Annotated in this window: 24 protein-coding genes and 1 pseudogene; 14 read left to right on the top strand and 11 right to left on the bottom strand. The window is 70.6% G+C overall.

From position 1 onward, the window contains the following. Positions 1-11 precede the first annotated feature (11 nt). The 3 genes from ACZ6QQ_RS29225 to ACZ6QQ_RS29215 are packed head-to-tail and all read left to right on the top strand — an operon-like array spanning position 12 to position 873. Positions 12-473 (top strand): cupin domain-containing protein, encoded by a 462-nt coding sequence (locus ACZ6QQ_RS29225; RefSeq protein WP_155342733.1) that lies wholly within the window; start codon positions 12-14, stop codon positions 471-473. Then, a complete protein-coding gene (locus ACZ6QQ_RS29220; RefSeq protein WP_465880619.1) occupies positions 470-658 on the top strand; it encodes a hypothetical protein in 189 nt (62 codons plus the stop codon). Before ACZ6QQ_RS29225 ends, ACZ6QQ_RS29220 begins: the two co-directional genes overlap by 4 nt. After that, on the top strand, positions 655-873 hold the full coding sequence (locus tag ACZ6QQ_RS29215) for a hypothetical protein (RefSeq protein ID WP_465880617.1): 219 nt from the start codon (positions 655-657) through the stop codon (positions 871-873). Before ACZ6QQ_RS29220 ends, ACZ6QQ_RS29215 begins: the two co-directional genes overlap by 4 nt. A gap of 61 nt (positions 874-934) precedes the next feature. Here ACZ6QQ_RS29215 and ACZ6QQ_RS29210 read toward each other — a convergent pair whose 3' ends face one another. Continuing rightward, positions 935-1660 (bottom strand): TetR/AcrR family transcriptional regulator, encoded by a 726-nt coding sequence (locus ACZ6QQ_RS29210; RefSeq protein ID WP_465880616.1) that lies wholly within the window; start codon positions 1658-1660, stop codon positions 935-937. Positions 1661-1684: 24 nt separating this feature from the next. Here ACZ6QQ_RS29210 and ACZ6QQ_RS29205 point away from each other — a divergent pair, with 24 nt between their 5' ends. Then, positions 1685-2815, top strand: coding sequence for an FAD-dependent oxidoreductase (locus ACZ6QQ_RS29205; protein ID WP_465880614.1), 1131 nt, complete (start codon positions 1685-1687; stop codon positions 2813-2815). Here the strand turns inward: ACZ6QQ_RS29205 and ACZ6QQ_RS29200 are convergent. Continuing rightward, positions 2816-3022 (bottom strand): annotated as a pseudogene (locus ACZ6QQ_RS29200) (transposase); the annotation flags it as partial. Positions 3023-3392: 370 nt separating this feature from the next. Then, positions 3393-3527, bottom strand: coding sequence for a hypothetical protein (locus ACZ6QQ_RS29195; protein WP_465880613.1), 135 nt, complete (start codon positions 3525-3527; stop codon positions 3393-3395). A gap of 188 nt (positions 3528-3715) precedes the next feature. Here ACZ6QQ_RS29195 and ACZ6QQ_RS29190 point away from each other — a divergent pair, with 188 nt between their 5' ends. From ACZ6QQ_RS29190 to ACZ6QQ_RS29180, 3 genes are all read left to right on the top strand, one after another. Further along, complete coding sequence (locus tag ACZ6QQ_RS29190; RefSeq protein WP_465880612.1) at positions 3716-4435, top strand: VOC family protein; 720 nt, start codon at positions 3716-3718, stop codon at positions 4433-4435. Between the two features lie 202 nt (positions 4436-4637). Beyond that, positions 4638-5039, top strand: a complete 402-nt coding sequence (locus ACZ6QQ_RS29185; RefSeq protein ID WP_465880611.1) for a YciI family protein — start codon at positions 4638-4640, stop codon at positions 5037-5039. A 42-nt stretch (positions 5040-5081) separates the two neighbouring features. After that, positions 5082-6293 (top strand): RNA polymerase sigma factor, encoded by a 1212-nt coding sequence (locus tag ACZ6QQ_RS29180; RefSeq protein ID WP_465880610.1) that lies wholly within the window; start codon positions 5082-5084, stop codon positions 6291-6293. Positions 6294-6397: 104 nt separating this feature from the next. Here the strand turns inward: ACZ6QQ_RS29180 and ACZ6QQ_RS29175 are convergent, their stop codons facing one another. Next, positions 6398-7303 carry a hypothetical protein gene (locus ACZ6QQ_RS29175; RefSeq protein WP_465880609.1) on the bottom strand — a complete coding sequence of 302 codons (906 nt, stop codon included), beginning with the start codon at positions 7301-7303 and terminating at the stop codon, positions 6398-6400. A 741-nt stretch (positions 7304-8044) separates the two neighbouring features. On the opposite strand from ACZ6QQ_RS29175, the gene ACZ6QQ_RS29170 reads away from it, so the two are divergent. Further along, a complete protein-coding gene (locus ACZ6QQ_RS29170; RefSeq protein WP_465880608.1) occupies positions 8045-8866 on the top strand; it encodes an alpha/beta fold hydrolase in 822 nt (273 codons plus the stop codon). Positions 8867-8953: 87 nt separating this feature from the next. On the opposite strand, the gene ACZ6QQ_RS29165 is transcribed toward ACZ6QQ_RS29170, so the two are convergent. Both ACZ6QQ_RS29165 and ACZ6QQ_RS29160 read right to left on the bottom strand, forming a co-directional pair. Further along, positions 8954-9835 carry a hypothetical protein gene (locus tag ACZ6QQ_RS29165; RefSeq protein WP_465880606.1) on the bottom strand — a complete coding sequence of 294 codons (882 nt, stop codon included), beginning with the start codon at positions 9833-9835 and terminating at the stop codon, positions 8954-8956. Between the two features lie 33 nt (positions 9836-9868). Further along, positions 9869-11557, bottom strand: coding sequence for an outer membrane protein assembly factor BamB family protein (locus tag ACZ6QQ_RS29160; RefSeq protein WP_465880604.1), 1689 nt, complete (start codon positions 11555-11557; stop codon positions 9869-9871). A gap of 81 nt (positions 11558-11638) precedes the next feature. Between ACZ6QQ_RS29160 and ACZ6QQ_RS29155 the strand changes: the two genes are divergently transcribed. Continuing rightward, complete coding sequence (locus ACZ6QQ_RS29155) at positions 11639-11788, top strand: hypothetical protein (RefSeq protein WP_465880603.1); 150 nt, start codon at positions 11639-11641, stop codon at positions 11786-11788. Between the two features lie 9 nt (positions 11789-11797). Here ACZ6QQ_RS29155 and ACZ6QQ_RS29150 read toward each other — a convergent pair whose 3' ends face one another. Next, on the bottom strand, positions 11798-12628 hold the full coding sequence (locus ACZ6QQ_RS29150; protein WP_465880601.1) for an alpha/beta fold hydrolase: 831 nt from the start codon (positions 12626-12628) through the stop codon (positions 11798-11800). Then, a complete protein-coding gene (locus ACZ6QQ_RS29145) occupies positions 12625-13194 on the bottom strand; it encodes a TetR/AcrR family transcriptional regulator (protein ID WP_465880600.1) in 570 nt (189 codons plus the stop codon). Before ACZ6QQ_RS29145 ends, ACZ6QQ_RS29150 begins: the two co-directional genes overlap by 4 nt. Positions 13195-13480: 286 nt before the next feature. Between ACZ6QQ_RS29145 and ACZ6QQ_RS29140 the strand changes: the two genes are divergently transcribed. The 4 genes from ACZ6QQ_RS29140 to ACZ6QQ_RS29125 are packed head-to-tail and all read left to right on the top strand — an operon-like array spanning position 13481 to position 17092. Then, positions 13481-14020 carry a PadR family transcriptional regulator gene (locus tag ACZ6QQ_RS29140; RefSeq protein ID WP_465880598.1) on the top strand — a complete coding sequence of 180 codons (540 nt, stop codon included), beginning with the start codon at positions 13481-13483 and terminating at the stop codon, positions 14018-14020. Then, a complete protein-coding gene (locus ACZ6QQ_RS29135) occupies positions 14017-14757 on the top strand; it encodes an ABC transporter ATP-binding protein (RefSeq protein WP_465880596.1) in 741 nt (246 codons plus the stop codon). Before ACZ6QQ_RS29140 ends, ACZ6QQ_RS29135 begins: the two co-directional genes overlap by 4 nt. A gap of 1 nt (position 14758) precedes the next feature. Then, the gene (locus ACZ6QQ_RS29130) at positions 14759-16537 is read left to right on the top strand and encodes an FtsX-like permease family protein (RefSeq protein WP_465880594.1); all 1779 of its coding nucleotides are present in this window, start codon (positions 14759-14761) and stop codon (positions 16535-16537) included. Between the two features lie 48 nt (positions 16538-16585). After that, positions 16586-17092 carry a metallophosphoesterase family protein gene (locus ACZ6QQ_RS29125; protein WP_465880593.1) on the top strand — a complete coding sequence of 169 codons (507 nt, stop codon included), beginning with the start codon at positions 16586-16588 and terminating at the stop codon, positions 17090-17092. Here ACZ6QQ_RS29125 and ACZ6QQ_RS29120 read toward each other — a convergent pair. After that, complete coding sequence (locus ACZ6QQ_RS29120) at positions 17058-17975, bottom strand: MerR family transcriptional regulator (protein WP_465880591.1); 918 nt, start codon at positions 17973-17975, stop codon at positions 17058-17060. The genes ACZ6QQ_RS29125 and ACZ6QQ_RS29120 overlap by 35 nt on opposite strands. Positions 17976-17986: 11 nt before the next feature. Beyond that, complete coding sequence (locus ACZ6QQ_RS29115; protein WP_465880590.1) at positions 17987-18490, bottom strand: GyrI-like domain-containing protein; 504 nt, start codon at positions 18488-18490, stop codon at positions 17987-17989. A 160-nt stretch (positions 18491-18650) separates the two neighbouring features. Between ACZ6QQ_RS29115 and pyrE the strand changes: the two genes are divergently transcribed. Further along, positions 18651-19181: an orotate phosphoribosyltransferase gene (gene pyrE / locus ACZ6QQ_RS29110; RefSeq protein WP_465880589.1), complete on the top strand. Its 531-nt coding sequence runs from the start codon at positions 18651-18653 to the stop codon at positions 19179-19181. Positions 19182-19184: 3 nt separating this feature from the next. On the opposite strand, the gene ACZ6QQ_RS29105 is transcribed toward pyrE, so the two are convergent. Next, positions 19185-20222 (bottom strand): glutathione S-transferase family protein, encoded by a 1038-nt coding sequence (locus ACZ6QQ_RS29105; RefSeq protein ID WP_465880587.1) that lies wholly within the window; start codon positions 20220-20222, stop codon positions 19185-19187. Positions 20223-20294: the final 72 nt, after the last annotated feature.

The following is a 20294-nucleotide window of genomic DNA, read 5'->3' as shown; positions in this document are numbered from 1 at the left end:
GAGGAGAAGTCGTGGCGAAGGTAAACATCGTCCGCCCCGGTGAGGGCGAGATCCTCGGCAGCGGGGCGCAGCAGATCCGCATCCTGGAGAACGGCGAGCACACCGACCACCGGCTGGGGTTCGCCGAGGTCACCATTCCGCCGGGCACCCCGAGCCCGTTGCAGCATCGCCACGCCCAGCATGACGAGGGCTTCTACGTGCTGGCGGGAACCTTCCGGTTCACCGTCGGCGAGGACCAGTACGACGCCGGGCCGGGCACCTGGGTCATCGTGCCGACCGGGGCGCCGCACACGTTCGCCAACGTCGGCGACGAGAACGCGGTCATGCTGAACACGTTCACACCGGACCTGTACGTGCAGTACTTCCGCGACTTCAAGGCCATGATCGATTCCGGGCAGCCGGTCAACGCCGAAACCATGAAACCGCTCTGGAAGAACTACGCCACTGAGATCTCGAACGAATACGCCTCGTGAAGCGCCTTCAGTACGACCGCTACGGCGGCCCGGAGGTGATGCGGCTCGCCGAGTTCGAGCCACCACGCCCGGGTCCGGATGAGGTTCTCGTCCGCGTCCGAGCGGCAGCTTCCAACGCGCTGGACTGGAAGATGCGCAACGGCGAGATGAAGCTGATGACCGGTCGCCTTTTCCCCGGGCGATGACGGGCCGGCCGGTGACCGCCGACCTGGAGGAGGTGGCCCGGACCCTGCGCCTGCCCATCGCCCGTACGGTCCGGTTGGCCGAGGCGATTCCCGCCCTGACGGATCTGGAGCGCGAGCAGCGGCGGCAGACCTCACCAGGGTCAGATCCGAAGAGTGCTGACCCGCCGGCCGCTACAGGAGCCATCCTGCATCCGCAGGCTGACAAGAACCTATGAGATTCGGATGTCTGCTCGAGGTGTATCGATGTTCAGCCGGTACTGGCCAACGAGTAGTAGGTCACGTGTGGGGATGGGCGGTGATGCCGTCCAGAATGGTGATCAGGTTGTGGTGGAAGGTTTCCTCGGCGTTGAGGTGGGCGCCATCGATGACGAGCCGCGCGACGGTGGGGTAGCGGCCTGTTTCCAGCATGCGTGTCAGGTATGGTCCGAGGGCGGTCTGCCAAGCGGACACGCCGGTGCCGGTTGAACGGGCAGTGCGGCGCTCGGTGATCTCTCTGCGGAGCGCTCCGACAGTGAACGCGTCGAGGGCGCCCAAGGCCCGCTGGAGATCGTCGATGCCGCGCACGCCAGGGGCCTGGCTGAGCGCCGCTGCGGTCGATTCGCCCACGGCGAGAGCGTGAGGTCCCAGGTGTGGCCTGCCGCCGAGCAGGTCGACGAACCATTCATGATCAAGAGCGGCTTCGCGGGTGCGGTGAACGATGGCCAGTACCGTGGCGCGCCACTCGGGGTGCTGGCCGGCCTCGGCGATCTGGGCATACACGGCGTCGACCATCAGATCGAGCAGTTCGGATCTGTTGGTCACGTAGTCGTAGAGCCGCATCGGACCGACACCGAGCTCCTTGGCGATCTTGCGTACCGACAGCCCGTCGAGGCCGTGTTCGTCGGCGAGCCGGATCGCGGTGGCGGCGATCTTCGCGCGGCTCAGTGGCACCGGAGCCGCCCGCGGCTGGGGCTCGGGCCGTTCCCAGACGGGCAGCGGCGCGCTACCGTACGGTGTATCCATGAGGTACAGCGTACGGTAACGGAGATGATGATGCGAATTGCGATCGCCGGCGGTGGCCTCGGCGGCCTGACGCTGGCCCGAGTCCTGCACAGGCACGGCGTCGGCGCGGTGGTGTACGAGCGCGAGGCAAGCCGATCCGCGCGGTCACAGGGCGGAATGCTCGACCTGCACCCGGAGTCGGGGCAACGGGCCCTCGCCGATGCGGGCCTCGCCGCCCGATTCCGGTCCGAGGCACGGCCGGAGGGCGAGGAACATCGCATCCTCGACCCGACCGGACGCACCCTCGTGCATCACAAGCCACAACCCGGCTCATTCTCCGGACGCCCCGAGATCGACCGCAGCGTACTGCGTGATCTTCTGCTCGATTCGCTCCCCGGCGACGCGGTGGCCTGGCAGCACCGGCTCGTCGCGGCGACACCACGACCCGACGGAGGCTTCGAGCTGACGTTCGATGGCGGCCACAGAACCGACTGCGACATCCTCATCGGCGCGGACGGCGCACGCTCGATCGTCCGGTCCCTGCTGACCGACGCGAGACTCTCCTCCGTGGCCACCTTGGTCGAGCTCACCATCAGCGACGCCGACCAGCGCCACCCGGATCTCGCCGAGCTGGTCGGCCCCGGAAACCTCTGGTGCATCGGTGCGAGCCAGATCCTGGCAGCACAACGCCTCGGCGACGGCAGCATCCGAGTCGGGATCTCCCTACCCGCGGACGATCGCCACCTGGACGCCTACCGCAGCAAGCGCGCTCTGCTGAACATGTTCGATGACTGGAACCCGAGCCTCACCGCACTCATCGAGGCCGGCGACGGCACGCCGACCCCGCGCAGGATCGAGGCGATGCCCACCGGTACACGCTGGGCCCACCAGCCGGGCATCACCCTCATCGGTGACGCCGCGCACCTCATGCCGCCGGTTGGTGAGGGCGCCAACCAAGCCATGCTCGACGCCGCCGAACTCGCCGCCGAACTCGCCACCAACCCCGCCGACCCCGACTCGGCGATCCAGACGTACGAGGAGGCGATGTTCACCAGAACCCACCCGATCGCCGAAATGTCCGCACGAGTCCAAGCAATGATGCTGTCCCCCACCGCAGCCGACGACATCATCCGCTTCTTCACGCCACGGCCCACCGAGCCGGCACCCGCAGACTGACTTGACCACGATCGCGTCGATGAACACCGCCGCGTAAACCTCGTCCAGGGGTCGGTGGGCCCAGTCGGTCATCTCCTCGACAACCCTGTCGGTGATCCGGGAGATCGTCTCCTTCGACACCGACGCCCCGTAGATCTCAGCGAAATGGGCGGAGATCTCCCCGGTCGTCAACCCTTTCGCATACAGCGACAGCACGACCTCGTCGACGAGGGCGAGCGGATCATGGTGCGGGCGCGGACTCCACAAGGCACCGCTCGGCTCAGCCACCTACGCCGAGGTCATCCTGAGTTCCCCCCGCTTTACCGCAGTGGCGTTCTGTCCGCGGCATGACAGCAATTATGATCTTGGTCTCTTCGTTCGTCCGCTGATGCCGGCTCCGCCGTGGGCGGTTGAGGTGGCTGCGAAAGAACTGGCGGGTATGCAGTACCTGTTGGCACGAGGTCCGGGCCTCGGCCCCGGAACCTCGACGATCGTAAGGTCCGGAGCGGTAGGACGAATCGGCCGGAGAGCAATGACCTCCTTGATGCGCGAGGGACACTGCCTCCGGCCGTTCTAGGGTCGGCGTGGCTTTCCGATCTCAGATCCGGGTCATGGTGGAGGCGTATCCGCCTCCGCCGGGGTAGGTCCATTCGCCGGTGACCGGCTGGCCGAACTGGCTGAGTTCCACGTGCTGGAGCAGGAAGAACCGGCCGGCCATCCACTCGTACCGCACGGTTCCCGCCCTGACGGAGAACCAGGTCGAACGGCGTTACCTCCTCGGCCGGGCCCACCGCCTCGGCTGACGTCGATGGCTCGGCTCGGCGGCGTTGCGTTCTGGGCCATCAGCTGTTCGGTTGGCTGAAGGCGATGATCGGCTATTTCCATGTGCGACGGACACCCTGTGACCCTTAGGAAGGAGCCATGACCAACGAGCGGACCGTTCCCCTGCTGCCGTGCGCATCCATTGACGACATCATCACCTTCTACGGAGCTCTCGGTTTCCGCATCACGTACGAGCAGCGCAAGCCCAACGCGTGTGTGGGGGTGCAGCGGGAAGACCTGCACCTACAGTTCTTCGAGATCCCCGGATTCGACCCGGAGCAGTCCTATGGCTCCTGCCTGGTGATCACCGCGGACATCGAGGGACTGCACCGGGCGTTCGCGGACGGCATGCGCGCGGCGTACGGCAAGGTACTGGTGTCCGGAATGCCGCGGATGACCCGGCCCAGGGCCCGGAAGAACGCCGACGGGGTGGGCGGGTTCAGCATCATCGACCCGGGCGGCAACTGGATCCGCGTCTTTCGGGACACCGCCCCCACGCCCACACCGGCCGCCACGCCTGCCGGGCGGCTGGCCAAGGCCCTGGCGAATGCTGTCGTGCAGGCCGATTCCAGGGGAAGCGTCGAACAGGCCGTTCGGATTCTCGACAGCGCGCTGGCCCGCCCGCAGGCCGACGACGACCCGGTCGAGCAGGTAGACGTCCTGGTCTACCGCGCCGAACTCGCGATGGTGCTGCACGATCCGAAGACTGCGGCCGAGATGCTGGCCCGCGCCCAGTCCGTCACGCTCACGGAAGACGAATCCGAGAGGGCGGCACCCGCGTTCGACAACGCCGCCGAACTCGCAGTAGCACTGCGGTGACTCACCACCCGTCGACATCGACACCTCCTTCCGGCCGTTGGCCTCGAAGGTCTGCCAGGGGTTGTCACGGTTATGGTGGGTCCGTTCCTCTCCGGCGAACTTTCTCGAAGATTTCCGGTCGAGGACGTCGAGACGGCCGCGCCTGCTTCTACCTGACCGTGAGAGCGCCGCAGACGGGCGTGGGGATGAAGGAGCAAACGAGATGAAGTACATGTTGCTGATGCAGTTCAGCACCCAGAACGTCGACTTCCCCTCGATCGACACCTGGACCCCCGAGGAGATCCAGGCCCACATCGGCTTCATGCGCGACACCAACGGCAAGCTGATCGCCGACGGCGAACTCGTCGACGCGCAGGGCCTGGCCGGGGCGGACCAGGCGAAGATCGTACGGGCCGGCGGCGGTGGGGCGGCCGTGGTCACCGAGGGGCCGTTCGCCGAGACGAAGGAGTTCCTCGCCGGCTACTGGATCGTCGACACCGAGACCCCGGAGCGGGCCGTCGAGATCGCCGCCGGGATCTCGGCCGCGCCCGGCCCCGGTGGCCGCCCGCTCAACATGCCGATCGAGGTACGTCCGGTCATGTCCGCACCGCCGCAGGACGTGTGACAACTGAACGCGAACCGACACGTCGAGGACCTGCTGCGCGAGTTGGCGCCGCAGGTCGTCGGCGTGCTCACCCGCCGGTTCGGTGACTTCTCCACGGCCGAGGACGCCGTGCAGGAGGCGCTGCTGGCCGCCGCCGTCCAGTGGCCGCAGGAGGGCCTGCCGGACAACCCGCGAGGCTGGCTGATCCAGGTCGGCTACCGCAGAATGATCGAGCAGGTACGCGGCGAGCAGGCCCGGCGCAACCGGGAGGACCTGGCCGCCCGACGCGAGCCGTACGACCTGATGGCGGCACCGGCGGCCGACCTGGAGTTGACCGCGGACCGGGACGACACCCTGGTCCTGCTCTTCATGTGCTGCCACCCGGCGCTGTCGCCGGCCTCGGCGATCTCGCTGACCCTGCGCGCGGTCGGCGGCCTGTCCACGGCCGAGATCGCCCGCGCCTTCCTGGTGCCCGAGGCGACGATGGCGCAGCGGATCAGCCGGGCCAAGCAACGCATCAGGTCCTCGGGCGTCCCGTTCTCGATGCCGGAGGGCGCCGACCGGGCCGGCCGGCTCGACGCGGTGCTGCACGTCCTCTACCTGATCTTCAACGAGGGCCACACCAGCAGCGCCGGCCCCGACCTGCAGCGGGTGGAGCTGTCGGGGGAGGCGATCCGGCTGGCCCGAGCCGTGCACGCCCTGCTGCCGACGGACAGCGAGGTCGCCGGGCTGCTGGCGCTGATGCTGCTCACCGAGGCCCGCAGCCCGGCCCGGACCGGCCCCGACGGGGCGCTGATCTCCCTGGCCGACCAGGACCGGAGCCGCTGGGACGGCGCCATGATCAGCGAGGGGGTGGCGCTGGTCACCGCCGCGCTGCCCCGTGGCCCGGTCGGGCCCTACCAGATCCAGGCCGCCATCGCCGCGCTGCACGACGAGGCACCGAGCGCGGAGAAAACCGACTGGCCGCAGATCCTCGCCCTCTACCAGGTGCTCGAACGGCACTCGGCGAATCCGGTGGTCTCGCTCAACCGGGCCGTGGCGACCGCCATGGTGCACGGCCCGGCCGCCGGCCTCGACGCTCTCGCGGCCCTGGACGCCGACCCGCGCATGGCCGGACACCACCGCCTGTACGCGGCCAGGGCCCACCTGTACGAGATGACCGGCGACCTCCCAGCCGCAGTGGAGAACTACCGTTCGGCGGCTGCTCGCACGACCAGCCTCCCCGAACAGCACTACCTGACCCTGCGGGCCGCCCACCTCGTACAGCAGGCATAGGTCCCGTCCCGCGAACCCCTGACGCTCACCAGCGCCGGTCTTTCATGATCCGGGAGAGTCTGGCCGGTCATGGAGCCTGTCGCGGATCACGGGAGCGGGCGGGTCTAGCGGGCGCTGTCGCGACGGCGACCGGGGCCGGTCGTCGGACGCCGGGTGCCGACACGCGGGGTGCGGACCGTGCCGGTGCCCGAGGGTGCCCGGTCGAAGTCACGTGCGGCGGCGGCCACCGTCTCGTCCGGGTCGTCTTCCAGAGCCCGGCGGATGTGCGCCGGTACGAGGTCCGACGTCGCCATCGACAGCCGGACCTGCACCGCCCGGTCGTCCACCAGCCGGTACAGAACGTCCTCGTCCAGTTCGAGCGAGCGGACCAGCGTGGCCCGGACGTCGACCACGGAGTCCCGAGCCAGTCTGCCGCGCTGCTCGGCGCTGGTCCGGGTGTTGCGGGCCAGCCCCTTGCGTACGCGCGCCGTCCGGTCGGCCAGCAGAGCCGTGATCACGTCGGGGTCGTGGGTGTGGATGGCGAGTCGTTCGCGTACCTCGGGTGAGCTGTCGTCGATCAACAACGCGGCCAGGTGGGGTTCGAGTTCGCGGGTCTCGGCGAGCAGGCCGCGAAGCTCCTTGTCCTGCGCCTCGGCCATCGCCCGGCGTACCGACTCGTCGCAGCCGGGGTTGCCGGCGACCGCCCAGCGGACCCAGCGGTCGGCGTCGCGGACGAGCCGCAGCAGGTTCCCCACCGAGGTCGACGGGTTGCGGGCCACCGCCTCGCGTACGTCCCGATCATGGTCGCGGGTCAGCGGTCGCAGCGCCTGCGCCGGTGCGTCCGTACGGTTCGCCACCGCCTTGCGCACCACGGGGGAGGCGTCGGAGGCCAGCTCGTAGAGCGTTGTCTGTGATGTTGTCGGGTTCTGTGCGAGGGCCAGCCGCGCGTCGACACTCCCGCCGATGGTGCGATGAGCGGTGTCCGACCCGCCCGGCCGGTCGGAATCGTCGACGTCCTGCTGATGTGCCATGGACCGAATCATCTCACGGGCCGACCCGGGCACCCGCGAGCCTGACCAGCGCCGGCAGCCCGGCCCGGCGGTACCACCCGACCGCCGTCCTGCCACCGCACCGGCTGGCCGCCTGAGGCCGTCTCGACCCTGCTCACGGTCGTCGCGGTGACCAGCGAGGATGCGCGGGTACGGGCGTACCGCCGGGCGATCGGGTACTACGCCGACCACCTGGACGAGACCCAGTAGGTGCCCCGAAAAACAGCTCGCCTCGGTCGGGCGTGGGTCGCTACCGTTCGCTCGTCGGGTTCCGTTACCCGTCCGGTTCCGCTACCGAGGAGGCGATCATCATGATCCGCGACTACGACGCCGAGGCGTCCTTTTGAGCCGACCAGCAAGCGCCGCCGGGGGTTCCCTCTAGCGAGTCGCAGGTGAAACGGGGGCACCGGGTCGTCGGTGTCGACACCGAGCTGGTCGAGAAGCTCGGCGGCAGGGACCCCTGTCCGTGTGGTTCCGGGCGGCGGTTTCCGCCGCTGCTGCCGTACCGGTGGGCGGTTCGACGACACGAACGCCCACTACTACCGACGAGACTGATCTGCCCGAGGGGTGCCGTGCCACACGGCACCCCTCGGTGGTTGTCGTTCCGGGGAAGCCCAGGTCAGGGGCGTTTTGGCGGTCTAGAGTCGGCGGTGAGCGGCCCGACCGGTGAGCGGTCTCGCGTCGAGTGCCCGGCTGCCCTGCCGACGTAGAGGAATGGCGACGATGAGCACCATCACCACCAGAGACGGCACCGAGATCTACTACAAGGACTGGGGCGAGGGTCCGGTCGTGACCTTCTCCCACGGGTGGCCGTTGACCGCGGACGCCTGGGACGGCCAACTCCTCTTCCTGGTGCAGAACGGCTTCCGGGTGGTGGCGCACGACCGCCGTGGGCACGGCCGGTCGAGCCAGCCCTCCGGCGGCAACGACATGGACGGGTACGCCGACGACCTCGCCGCCGTCATCGAGGCGCTCGACCTCACCGGCGCCAGCCTCGTCGGCCACTCCACCGGCGGTGGGGAGGTGGCCCGCTACATCGGCAGGCACGGCACCGGACGGGTCGCCAAGGCGGTGCTGATCTCGGCCGTGCCGCCGCTGATGCTCCAAACCGACGCCAACCCCGAGGGGCTGCCGATCACTGTCTTCGACGAGCTGCGCGACGGCCTGGTCAAGGACCGGTCGCAGTTCTACAAGGACCTGGCGATGATGTTCTACGGTGCCAACCGGCCGGGTGCGAAGGTCTCGCAGGGCATCCTGGACCAGTTCTGGCTCTGGAGCATGCAGTCCGGTCTGAAGAACGCGTACGAGAGCATCAGGGCGTTCTCCGAGACCGACTTCACCGAGGATCTGAAGAAGTTCGACATCCCGACCCTGGTGATGCACGGCGAGGACGACCAGATCGTCCCGGTCAAGGATTCGGGGCCGAAGTCGGCCCAGCTCATTCCGGGTTCGCAGGAGATCTACTACCCCGGTGCGCCGCACGGCATGACGGCCACCCTCCAGGACCGGGTCAACGCGGACCTGCTCGCCTTCCTCCGCAGCTGAGGCCGGCTCGGCTCGGGCAGCAAGAGCATCGGACGTACGGCCGCAGGCGCCCGCCGATCACCGGAAGGACACGCCGCGCGTCCCGGTTCAGCGCCGGTGGAAACCCTCGATCGGGAAGTTCTCCTCCCACGTCGCGCCGTAGCGCCGCGCCGGACCGGTGAGGCTGAAGAGTTCGCCGGTCGGCGCGGTCGCCGAGGTGCGGCCCAGTCGGTCGACGTACGCCCTGCGGGCGGCGCCGGTCTCGTCCACGTAGTGCACGAGGAAGCTCCACCGGTGGTACCGCTCGGCGGCGGTCAGGGTGAGCTTCAGAGTCTCCTGCTCGCCCTTCCTCAACGTGATGTTCCCGTCCGGGAAGTACGGCTTGCCGTCGGCGAGCAGCCTCGGCCGCGCCTCGTCGAGGTTGGCCGTCAGTTTGATGCTCTCGGCCTGGCCCTGGCTGGTCAGCTCGACCAGGGTGCCGGTGAGCACCGGCCCGCCCTCCGCCCGCTCCACCTCGATCCCGATGACCCGGATCCCGGGATCTCGATGCCCGGTGAACACCAGCGACACCACCAGCGTGCCGACCGGGGCGCCGTCGTGCCGGTCGAGGAAGGTTTCCCACGGCTCCTCGGGGTGGCCGGCCAGCAGCGTGGCGGCGACCGGCCCGTCGTTCACCGGGGCGCGCAGCGCCAGACTGTCCCCGGCGGTGCCGATGTCGGTGCGTACCGCCACGGTCAGCGGCTCCGGCGCCGAGGTCGGCGCCGGGCTGGTCGTGCTGGTTTGCGCAGGGGAGAAAAGAGCCACCAGCCGGTTGGCGGCGGCCTCGCCGATCCCCGTCACCATCGCGGTGACCCCGACCAGCGCCAGGGTACCGGCGCCGGCCGCCAGTTTGGTCAGGTGCCTCCGGAGTCCGGTGGGCTCCTCGGCGGGCGGGCGCCGGTCCTGGTCACGCCCACCGGAGCCACTCGGGCGGCCACGCTTCCTGCTCATCCCCACCACCGTCGGTCCTGGAGTGTCATGTCGTCAGCCCAGCCGGGCGGCGGCCTGCCCGGCCAGCGCCCGTGCCGTGGCGGAGTCGCCGATCAGCGAGACGGTACCGATCCGCGGGCCGACCCGGAAGAACACCCTGGTCCGAGAGCGTGGCTCGGCGAACTCGACGACCTCGACCGCCTCCTCCCCGATGCCCGGCAGCCTGTTCACCTCGGTCTGCCGGCCGAGCTGCTCCATCAGCCGTACCGCCTGCGGGGTGTCTGCGCCGACCCAGGCGATCCCGGCGGAGACCAGCGGCGCCTCCACGTCCGACGGCTGGTAGCGGCAGAGCACCGGCCGGGACAGTGGCGCGTCCACGAGGGTGGCCGGCACCGGCTGCCCCTGATAGGTAACCCCCGGAACCCGCGCGGTCAGCTCGGCCGGCTGGAGCAGCCCGCAGCCGTCCGGCCAGTCGGCGTCCGGCGCGCCGCCCGCTCGTCCGACCGGACCGCGCCGGGGTTCGAGCCGGTGGCCGGCGAGGTGGGCCACGCGCCCCGCCCAGTAGTAGGTGACCGCGAGGTCGCCGTCGACCGCCACCAGGCTGTCGAAGTCGGCGCTGATCAGGTCGGTCACCGAGACGCTGTGCCGGCCGGTCGCCGCGTCGACCTCGTACAGGGTGATCGGCAGCAGCGGCTCGGGCGGCCGGGTGAGCGCGTAGAGCCGCTCCCCCGAGTGGACCAGACTGGCCACTGCGAGCCGGTGGCGCCAGCGGACTCCGCCGCCGGCCAGGTCGACGGCGGTCAGCACGCTCTGCCCCGCCCGGTCCCGATAGCCGACGACGGCCAGGTCACCGGCGGTCGTGAACCGTACGTCGCCGAGGTCGCGGGAGGTTTCCTCCAGTACCGCTTCGCCGGAGCGGTTGAGGATCAGGAGGTTCTCCCGGTCGTGCAGCAGGACGGCGGCGCCCTGGATCGACAGGTTGTCGGCGGTGATCTGCCTCTCGATCGGCACGTCCCGGCGCCAGCGCGCCCGACCCGTACCGGCGTCCAGCAGCTCGACGTGGCGGCGCTTGTCGCAGACGATCTCCACGGCCGCGAGGTCGCCCCTGGCGGCCACCTCGTCGGCGCGGCAGCCCGCCGGGACGGGGCTCTCCCACCGGGTGCGCCCGTCTGCCGCGCCCAGGCCGCGTACGGTGCTGTCGTCCCAGGCGACCACCACGACGTCCGCCGCCACCGCAGTCGGCCGGCCCGACTCCCCCGGGGTGGGCACCTGCCACAGCACCTTGCCGTCGGTGAGCCGCAACGCGGCGACGGCCGGCGCGTCGCGCTGCGGGTTCGACTGGACGATGACCGCGGTGGCGGAGAGCAGGCCGCCCCGGATGTAGTCGGTGTTGACGTCCCAACCCTCGGGGCCGCTCGACCACTTCAGCTTGCCGGTCCGGGTGTCCCGGGCGGAAATGTGGTGTGGTGCCAGCGGTCCGAGGGCGTCGTCGTTGCTCCAGAGCAGGACGGTGCCGCCGTCCGGGTGGTATGCCACCGGCAGCCCGTCGATCTCGGCGTCCCAGGCCGGTGCGAGCCGGTAGGGTCCCGTCGCCGCCTCGTCGCCGCCGGGCAGGGCCTGGCGCACCGCGTGGCGGGCGTCCGGCAGCAGCATGACGACCAGCGTGGTGGCGACCAGCAGGCTCGCGAGCCCGCCGAGCAGGAGGCGCCGGTTGCGGGCGGCGGGGCGGTGGGTGGCGGGCACAGCGGTCCTTCGACGGTGCGGCGTCGGCGGCGGGCGGAGAGATCGTATGCCCGGTGCGGACCGACCACAGGGGAGAGTCGGATGTCCGACGGCGCCGGCCCGGCCGTGGTCAGCTCGCCTCGGGTCGCGCGCCACTGGCCCATGATCACCAACGAAACCGACCGAAGGTCCGCCGATGGTGTCGAGGATTTTCCCCCCGCACCGCTGGCGCTCCACCTGGTCGCCCGTTGAGGACACTCCCTAGGCCGGAACCTCGGCGAAGAACCGGCGCAGGGCGTCGGCGACCAGGGTGGGTGCCGTCATGGTCACGAAATGCGACTGCCCCGGCCAGATGATCCGGCGGGCTCCCGTGATGGTGTCCGCGAGCGCGGTCATCACCGTGGGCATCGGCTCCCAGGTGTCGGCACCCTGCATCACCAGCGTCGGCACGGTGATCCGGGCCCACCGGGCGATGTCGGTGCTGTCGCCGGCGAGTGCTTCGAGATCGTGCAGCCAACCGATCGCCGAACGCCGTGCCTCGACCGGATCGGGCACCCTGTCCCCGGCCGCGGCGGCGAACGCCGCGACGATCTCCGCCGGGACCCGCGTCACCTCGTTCAACACGGCGGCCATCGCCGGGGCATCGTCGCGCTCGAAGGCGGAGCGGTACCGGTCGAGCAACGGCACGATCTCCGGCCCGGCGGCGAACAGCGGGGCCTCGAAAACGGCAAGGGTACGGAGACGGCGCGGATCCGTTGCGGCGGTGTGCAACGACAGCGTCGCGCCGTACGAGGCGCCGACGAGATGTACCGGTCGGCCCGAGGACTCGTGTGCCGCCTCGATGACGGCGATCAGGTCGGCGGTTTCGTCCTTGAACGACTTGGTGCCGGGCGGGACGTCGCTGGGACCGTACCCGCGCCGGGCCGGCATCCACACCTCGTGGCCCCCGGCGAGTTGGTCGGCAACCGTGGCCCAGGAGTGCAGCCCGCCGCCCGAGCCGTGCACGAGCACAACCGGGTCACCGGAGCCCAGGCGCCGGACCACCAGGCGGGTGCCGTCCGCCGAGCTGACGTATTGATCGTGAGCGTTCATTTCCGCTCCGTCGTTCCGGTCGGCCAGTTGCTCAGGGTGGTGTGCATCGCGTCGAGGATGCCGTTCCAGGACGCGTCGAGGTCGCGGGGATGCCCGAACCCGTTGACGGTTTCGAGGCTCGCGAAGCCGTGGAAGGTGCTGCGTACGAAACGCATCGCGTCGGTCAGCGCCGGTTCGTCGAGCCCGTACCCGCGAAGCATGGCGTAGCTCAACTCGATCAACCGCAGGTGCCCGCCCGAGTTCGTGCCGACCTCGGGCGGCAGTGACAGTTGGGTCGCGGCGTACTGCCCGGGATGCGCCACCGCGAACGCGCGGTACGCGTCGGCGAATCCGACCAGGGCCTGCCGACCGGCGCGCCCGGCCACGGCCAGCGCGAGCGCGTCACTGAACGTGGCCGCCGCCCGGACCGCGACCTGTTCGATCAACGCGTCGCGACTGCGGACGTGCACGTAGAGCGCGGCGTCGGAGACCCCGAAGTGCCGGGCAACCGCCGCGACGGTCAACCGGGACAGCCCGACCGTGTCCGCCAGTTCGGCCGCGGCGGCCGAGACCCGCTCGCTCGTCAAACCCTGTCGTGGCACAGCGACCCTTTTCTTCGTCAGGAACTTTTCGCAACTAAGAAAAAACTTAGGGTCCCTAAGATAGCATCCCGTCTGCCGGGCCGGGACGGGGCGCCCGCTCGGGGAGGTCGGACCACTGCGGGAGCCGGGCGGTGTTGGCTGGCACGTCGTGGGCCCTGACGAATCACGGCGTTGTGGCGGTCCTGCCTGCCTGCTCTGCTGCGCACTCCGTCCGTCGACTTGACAAGGTCATGGATAACCGTTATCTATTGTCGATCTAGGGGGTGCCGGGGTGCAGGACGTTGTGCTGGCCATGCTGGCCAAGGAGCCGGCATACGGATACGAGCTGCGTAGCCGGGTGCGCGTTGCGCTCGGTCCGCTCGGCGAGGCGATGAACGCCGGGCAGATCTACGTGACGCTGGGCCGGCTCGCCAAGGCGGGGCTGGTGAGCTCGCAGCACGCCGAGGGACTGCCGGACCGGCCCGACCGCCGAATGTACGCGTTGACCCCGGCCGGGCAGCAGCGCGTCACCGCCTGGCTGGCCGAAGTGAGCTGGCCGAAGCCGGACCTGAGCGAGTTCCACCTCAAGCTGGTGGCCGCTACGGCGGCCCGGCTGGCCGATCCGGTGGCCCTGATCGACGCGCAGCGGCGCGAGCTGCTGCGTCGGCTGCGGGATGTCCAGCGGGCCGCGTTGGAGCGGTCAGTGGATCCGGTCGTCGGGTTGTTGTTGGAAGGGGTCGTGCTGCGACTGCGGGCTGACCTGGAGTGGCTGGAGGCGTGCGAACGCATGTGGACCGAACGCGACCGGACCGGCTGGGAGGCGGAGGCATGACCGGATCGGCACTGCTACGGACACGCCGGGTGAGCAGGTGCTACGGCCGGGGAAGCGCCCTGGTCCGCGCGGTCGACGAGATCGACCTGGAGGTGCCCGCAGGGCAGACTCTGGCGATCATGGGCCCGAGCGGCTGCGGGAAATCGACCCTGCTGCACCTGCTCGGCGGGCTGCAACGGCCCACCGACGGCGAGATCTGGCTGGCCGGGCACCGGATCGACGGGATGAGCGAACGGGCCCTGGCCCGGCTGCGGCGCGACCACGTCGGCTTCGTCTTCCAGTCCTTCCACCTCATGGACGAACTCACCGCGGTGGAGAACGTCGAGCTGGCCGCGCTGCTCGCCGGGCAGCCTCCCCGTCGAGCCCGGCAACGTGCCCTGCACCTGCTCGACCGGGTCGGGCTCGCCGATCGCGCCAAGCACCTGCCGTCGGCGCTGTCCGGCGGCCAACGTCAGCGGGTCGCCATCGCCCGCGCCTTGAGCAACGAGCCGCTGGTCGTGCTCGCCGACGAACCGACCGGAAACCTCGACAGCGCGGCCACCCTGGAGGTGTTGCGGTTGTTCGAGGAGTTGCGGACGGCGGGGCAGACGCTGGTGGTGGTCACCCACGACGCGCGCATCGCGGCGGTCGCCGACCGGATGATCGCGATGCGTGACGGGGCATTCGCCGACGACAGCCGATTCGCGGGCAGCGCCACCGGCACCGGCACCGGCACCATCTACGGCGGGTGGCGCTGAGGTGGGCGCACGACTGCTGCTGGTATGCCGGCTGCTGGTGCGGAACCTGCGCCGACGGCGCATCGAGACTCTGCTGCTACTGCTCGCGATCAGCGCCGCGACCGGCACGCTGACCCTCGGCCTCGCCCTGAACGGGGCGCTCGACCGCCCGTACGAGCGGACCCGGGCCGCGACCGAGGGCCCGGATGTGGTGGCCACGCCCGGATCGACGGGCTCGGAGGCCCTGGCCGCCCTCGCGCCGCTGGCCACCGCGCCGGGTGTCACCGCACACAGCGGCCCGTACCCGATGGCGTATCTGATGATGACCGCCCACGGCAAGACCGTGCAGACGGTCGTCCAGGGCCGAGACGACGCCCCGGCGGCGCTCGATCGACCCGCGGTGACCAGCGGCACCTGGGTACGCCCCGGCGGCGTGGTCGTCGAACCCACCTTCGCCAACGCCCTCGGGATAGGCATCGGCGACACCGTCGACCTCAACGGCCACCCGTTGCGGGTGGTCGGGACCGCCGTCACGGCCGCCAGAGCCGTCTACCCGGCCGCCGACTGGCGCTTCGATCCGGGCAGTCCCCTGATCCAGCTCGCCGGCCTGGTCTGGGTCGACAGCAGCGAGATCAGCAACGTCGCCGACGCGCAGCCGCTGTCGTACACCCTGAACCTGAGATACGCGGACCCACAGGTCAGCGCCTCGTTCATCAACATGAGCAAGGGCGGGATCGAATACCGCAGCTGGACGGCCATCGCCGAAGCGAACGGCAGGCTCGTCAAACAGGCGCACACGGTCCTGCTCGTCGGTAGTTGGCTACTCGCCGCCCTCTCGGTGGCCAGCGTCGCCAGTGTCGTCGCCGGCCGCGTCGTCGAGCAACGCCGCCGGGTGGGACTACTCAAAGCCGTCGGCGCCGGACCCGCCATGATCGCCGCCTTCCACCTCGCCGAGTATCTCGTGATCGGGCTCGCCGCCGCCGGCACCGGAATGGCCGCCGGCTGGCTCGCCGCGCCCTGGCTGACCCGACCGGGCGCGGGACTCCTCGGCTCCACCGGAACCTACCCGCCCGCGCTACGCACCTTCGTCGCCGCCACCGCTCTCGCGCTGGCCATCGCCGTCGCGGCGACGCTGGCACCCGTGGTGCGCGCCGCCGGCACCGACACCGTCCACGCGCTGGCCGACGCCGCTACGCCGCCGCACCGCCGCCGGTGGCGCGTCTGGCTGTCCCGCCGCATGCCCACCGCCCTGCTCATCGGGGTACGCATCCACTCCCGCCGCCCCCGCCGGGCCCGGCTCGTCACGGTGAACACCCTGATCACCACGATCGCGCTCGCCGCCATGTTCATGGCCCTGGCACAGGACCGGCAGGTCAAGCTCGGCGTCTCGGAGCTGCCCAATCCGCGCGACGCTCGAACCATACAGGCGATGCTGCTCGTCATCGTCGTGCTGTGCACCCTCGCGCTCATCAACGCCATCGTGAACACCTGGACCGCGGTCCTCGACGCCCGGCACCCCCTGGCCGTCGCCCGCACCCTCGGCGCCACACCCGCACAGGTGACCGTGGGCATGGTGGTGGCGCAACTCCTCCCCGCCATACCCGGCGTCGCCCTCGGGGTCCCGGCCGGCATCGGGCTGAATCAGCTCGCCACTCCGGGCGATCCCCGGTTGCCACCCGCCTCCTGGATGCTCGCGGTGGCACTCGCGGTCCTGTTCACGATCACCGTACTCACGGCCATGCCTGCCATGATCTCCACTCGGCGCCCCGTCGCGGACACCCTCCAGTCTTCAGCCACCTGAGCGCCACAACGCCGTGAACGTTCCCGGTCGCGGCACTAGGCTGGTCGGGTGCGTCTCGTGATCATGGCGGACACCCATCTGCCGAAGCGGGCCCGCGACCTGCCGGCCGAGCTGTGGGCCGCCGTCGACACCGCCGACGTGGTCTTCCACGCCGGTGACTGGGTGGACGAATCCCTGCTCGACACCCTGTCCGCGCGCAGCGCCCGACTGATCGGCGTGTACGGCAACAACGACGGACCCGAACTGCGGGCCCGGCTGCCGGAGATCGCCCGGACCGAACTGGACGGGCTCCGGATCGCGGTCGTCCACGAGACCGGGCCGGCCGGCGGACGGGAGAACCGCTGCGCTGCCCGGTTCCCGGACACCGATGTGCTGGTCTTCGGCCACTCGCACATCCCGTGGGACAGCGAGGCGCCCGGCGGGCTGCGACTGCTGAATCCCGGTTCGCCGACCGACCGGCGCAGGCAGCCGTACGCCAGCTATCTCACCGCGCGGGTCACCGGCGGGCGGCTGGACGCCGTCACCCTGCACCCGCTGCCGGCACACCGGCCGTAGCCGCCACCCCGCCCACCGCAACGGCAGGGCTGGTGACCGGGAACGCCACGTCGCACACCTCGTCGGTCGGCCCCGCCGCCGCGAAGTCGGCGAAGTAGATCTCGCGCGGGGCCGCGCCGACCGTACGGGCGTGCCGGCCGATCCAGTCGGCGACCGCCTCGAACGCGGAGAGGATCTGCGGGTACGCCACCTGGTCCTTGGTCACCCGCAGATAGGCCTCCCGGTGCGCCGGTTCGGTGCGGCTGGCCGCGTCGATCCGGACGCCGGCCGGCGGGTCGACCGGAAGGCAGATCTCGACGGGGCCGTCGCTCTCCTCGTTGACCTCACCGTGGTAGATCACGAACATCGGCCCGCTCACCCCGCCGTACCGGCCGGCGGTGCCGACCAGCCGCATGGTCGCCGCCCCGATCCAGTCGGCCAGGTCGGGGACGTGCACGTGCCGCTGCTCGGTCAGCACCCGCTGCTCCGGCACGTCCCGCTCACGGATGTCGTACCGCCGCGCCGGACCGGTCCCGCCGGACAACCGGTCCCGCAGGTACGCGGTGAGCTGCCGCTGACCGGCGAAGCGTGCCTCGACCTCGACCCAGTACGCGTCGAGCAAGCCGGCGGCCCGCTCGTCCGGCGCGGCGACGATCTCCGCCACCCGTGCCAGTGGCATGTCCAACCGGCGCAGCAGCACCACCAACCGGGCGGTCGCCAGTTGCTCCGTGCGGTAGCGCCGGTAGCCGCTGTGCGGGTCGACCTCGGCCGGTGGCAACAGCCCGAGCCGGTCGTACAACCGGAGGGCCTTTGTCGACAGCCGCGACCGGCGGGCGAACTCGCCGATGGTGAGTAGCCCGCCCGCCGGCTCGCGGGGTGGCCGTCGCGGACCGTGGTCGGGCATCGGCGGTGGGATCACCTGATCGGGAACGCCACGTCGAACACGTCTTCGTCGGGCGCGGCGCCGGAGAAGTCGGCCCAGTAGACCTCGCGGGGCGCGTCCACGATCTCCCACCCGTTGGCGTGCACCCACTGTTCCACGGCAGTGAACGCGGCACTCACCCCCGGCACCTGTTCCTTGCGGAGCCGGACGTACGCCTCCCGGTGGGCCGGCTCGGGCCGGGTCGGCACGGCGACCGCGACTTCGGTTGGGTCGATCGGTCGGCCGACCTCCACCGGCACCGGCCCCTCGTTGGGGTTGCCGTGGTAGATGACCACGAGTACCGGTTCGGCTGGCCGGTCCGCCCGCAGCAGGTACGGCAGGTCGTGGGTGTCGACCCCGCCGCCGTGCTCGCGGGCCAACTGGTGCACCCGTCCCATCGCCTCGTGCAGCCAGTCGGAGAGCTCGGCCTGGGCCACGTTGCGCTGCTCGGTGACCAGGAGCTGTTCGGGGACCTCGCGTAGCCGGATGTCGAACACCTGTTGCCTCCCTCGTCGGTGGCCGGACACCGTCGCGTCCGGTCCGCACCAGTCTGTGGTCTACCCCTGGGTGAGGGTCCAGCCCGCCGATCCGGGGTGCGTGGGCGCGGGGCGATCCACCGTGGATGAGGCAGCGGCGGTTCTGTCAGGATGGTTCCTCGTGACTCTTGTTGATCTCGCCCATCGGGTGAACTCCGTCGCCCGTCTCTCCGGCCGGTTCGTGCTCCGCTCCGGCCGGATCGCCGACGAGTACTTCGACAAGTACCGGTTCGAGGCCGATCCGGTGCTGCTCGACGCGCTCGCCGCCGAGATGGCCGCGCTCGTACCACCGGAGACCGAGGTGCTCGCCGGGCTGGAACTCGGCGGCATCCCGGTCGTGACCGCGCTCGGCCGGCACACCGGGTTGCCGTGCGCGTTCGTCCGCAAGACCGCCAAGGAGTACGGGACGGCCAGGCTGGCCGAGGGCGCCGACGTCGACGGTGCGCGGGTGCTGATCGTCGAGGACGTGGTCACCTCCGGCGGTCAGATTGCCATCTCCACCGGTCAGCTTCGTGAGCTGGGTGCCCGGATCGAGCACGCGCTCTGCGTCATCGACCGGCAGGAGGGCGGTGCCGAGGCGCTGGCCCGCGACGGTATCGCGCTGCGGTCGCTGCTCACCCGCGCCGACCTGGACAAGGCCGCGACCGCCTGAGCATCAGATCCCGGCGTACGGGGTGTGCTCCACCGGGACCGTCTCGCCCGCCGACACCGGTCCCGGTGGGGTGCCGTCGCCGAACGGCCGCCCACCGAGGGTTTCCCGACCGTGCGGGTCGAGCCAGCCGCGCAGGTCGGGTCCGACCGGCACGATCCCGGTCGGGTTGATGTCCCGGTGCACCACGTAGTAGTGCTCCTTGATCTGGGCGAAGTCGACCGTGTCGCCGAAACCGGGGGTCTGGAACAGGTCGCGGGCGTACGCCCAGAGCACCGGCAGCTCGGTGAGCTTCTGCCGGTTGCACTTGAAGTGCCCGTGGTAGACCGCGTCGAAGCGCACCAGCGTCGTGAAGAGCCGGATGTCGGCCTCGGTGATCGTGTCGCCGACCAGGTAACGCTGGCCGTCGAGGCGGGCGGAGAGCCAGTCGAGCCGGTCGAACAGCCGCTTGTACGCCCGCTCGTACGACTCCTGGGACCCGGCGAAGCCGCAGCGGTAGACGCCGTTGTTGACGTCGGTGAAGACCACCTTGTTCACCTCGTCGATCTCCTCCCGCAGCTCCTCCGGATACAGCTTCGGGGCGCCCGGCCGGTGGTACGCGGTCCACTCGGTGGACAGGTCCAGCGACATCGGCGCGTAGTCGTTGGTCACCACCTGCCCGGTCGGTACGTCGACGATCGCCGGGACGGTGATGCCGCGCTCGTAGCCGGGGAAGCGGGCGAAGTAGGCCTCCTGGAGCCGTTCGATGCCGAGCACCGGGTCCCGGCCGCCCGGATCGAGGTCGAAGGTCCAGCTCCGTACGTCGTGGGTCGGCCCGGCCAGGGCCATCGACAGCACCTCCTCCAGCCCGAGTAGGCGGCGGACGATGACCATCCGGCTCGCCCACGGGCAGGCCCGCGCCACCGCCAGCCGGTACCGACCGGGTTCGACCGGGTAGCCGTCGCGCCCGTCGGCGGTGATCCGGGTGGCGATGTAACGCTGGTCGCGGGTGAATTCGCCGCCGGGGTTCACGTAGGTGCCGCCGGCATCGTTCGTCTTCGACATGTCGCTATCGTCGCGCATCCGGCGCCGCCGGGACGCCCGTTTGCCGCCGCCGGCAAGATCGAACGGACCGGC

Source organism: Micromonospora sp. NPDC049529 (assembly GCF_055586685.1).
The sequence above is the reverse complement of the archived record's forward strand: the minus strand, read 5'-3'. Positions and strand labels throughout refer to the sequence as shown.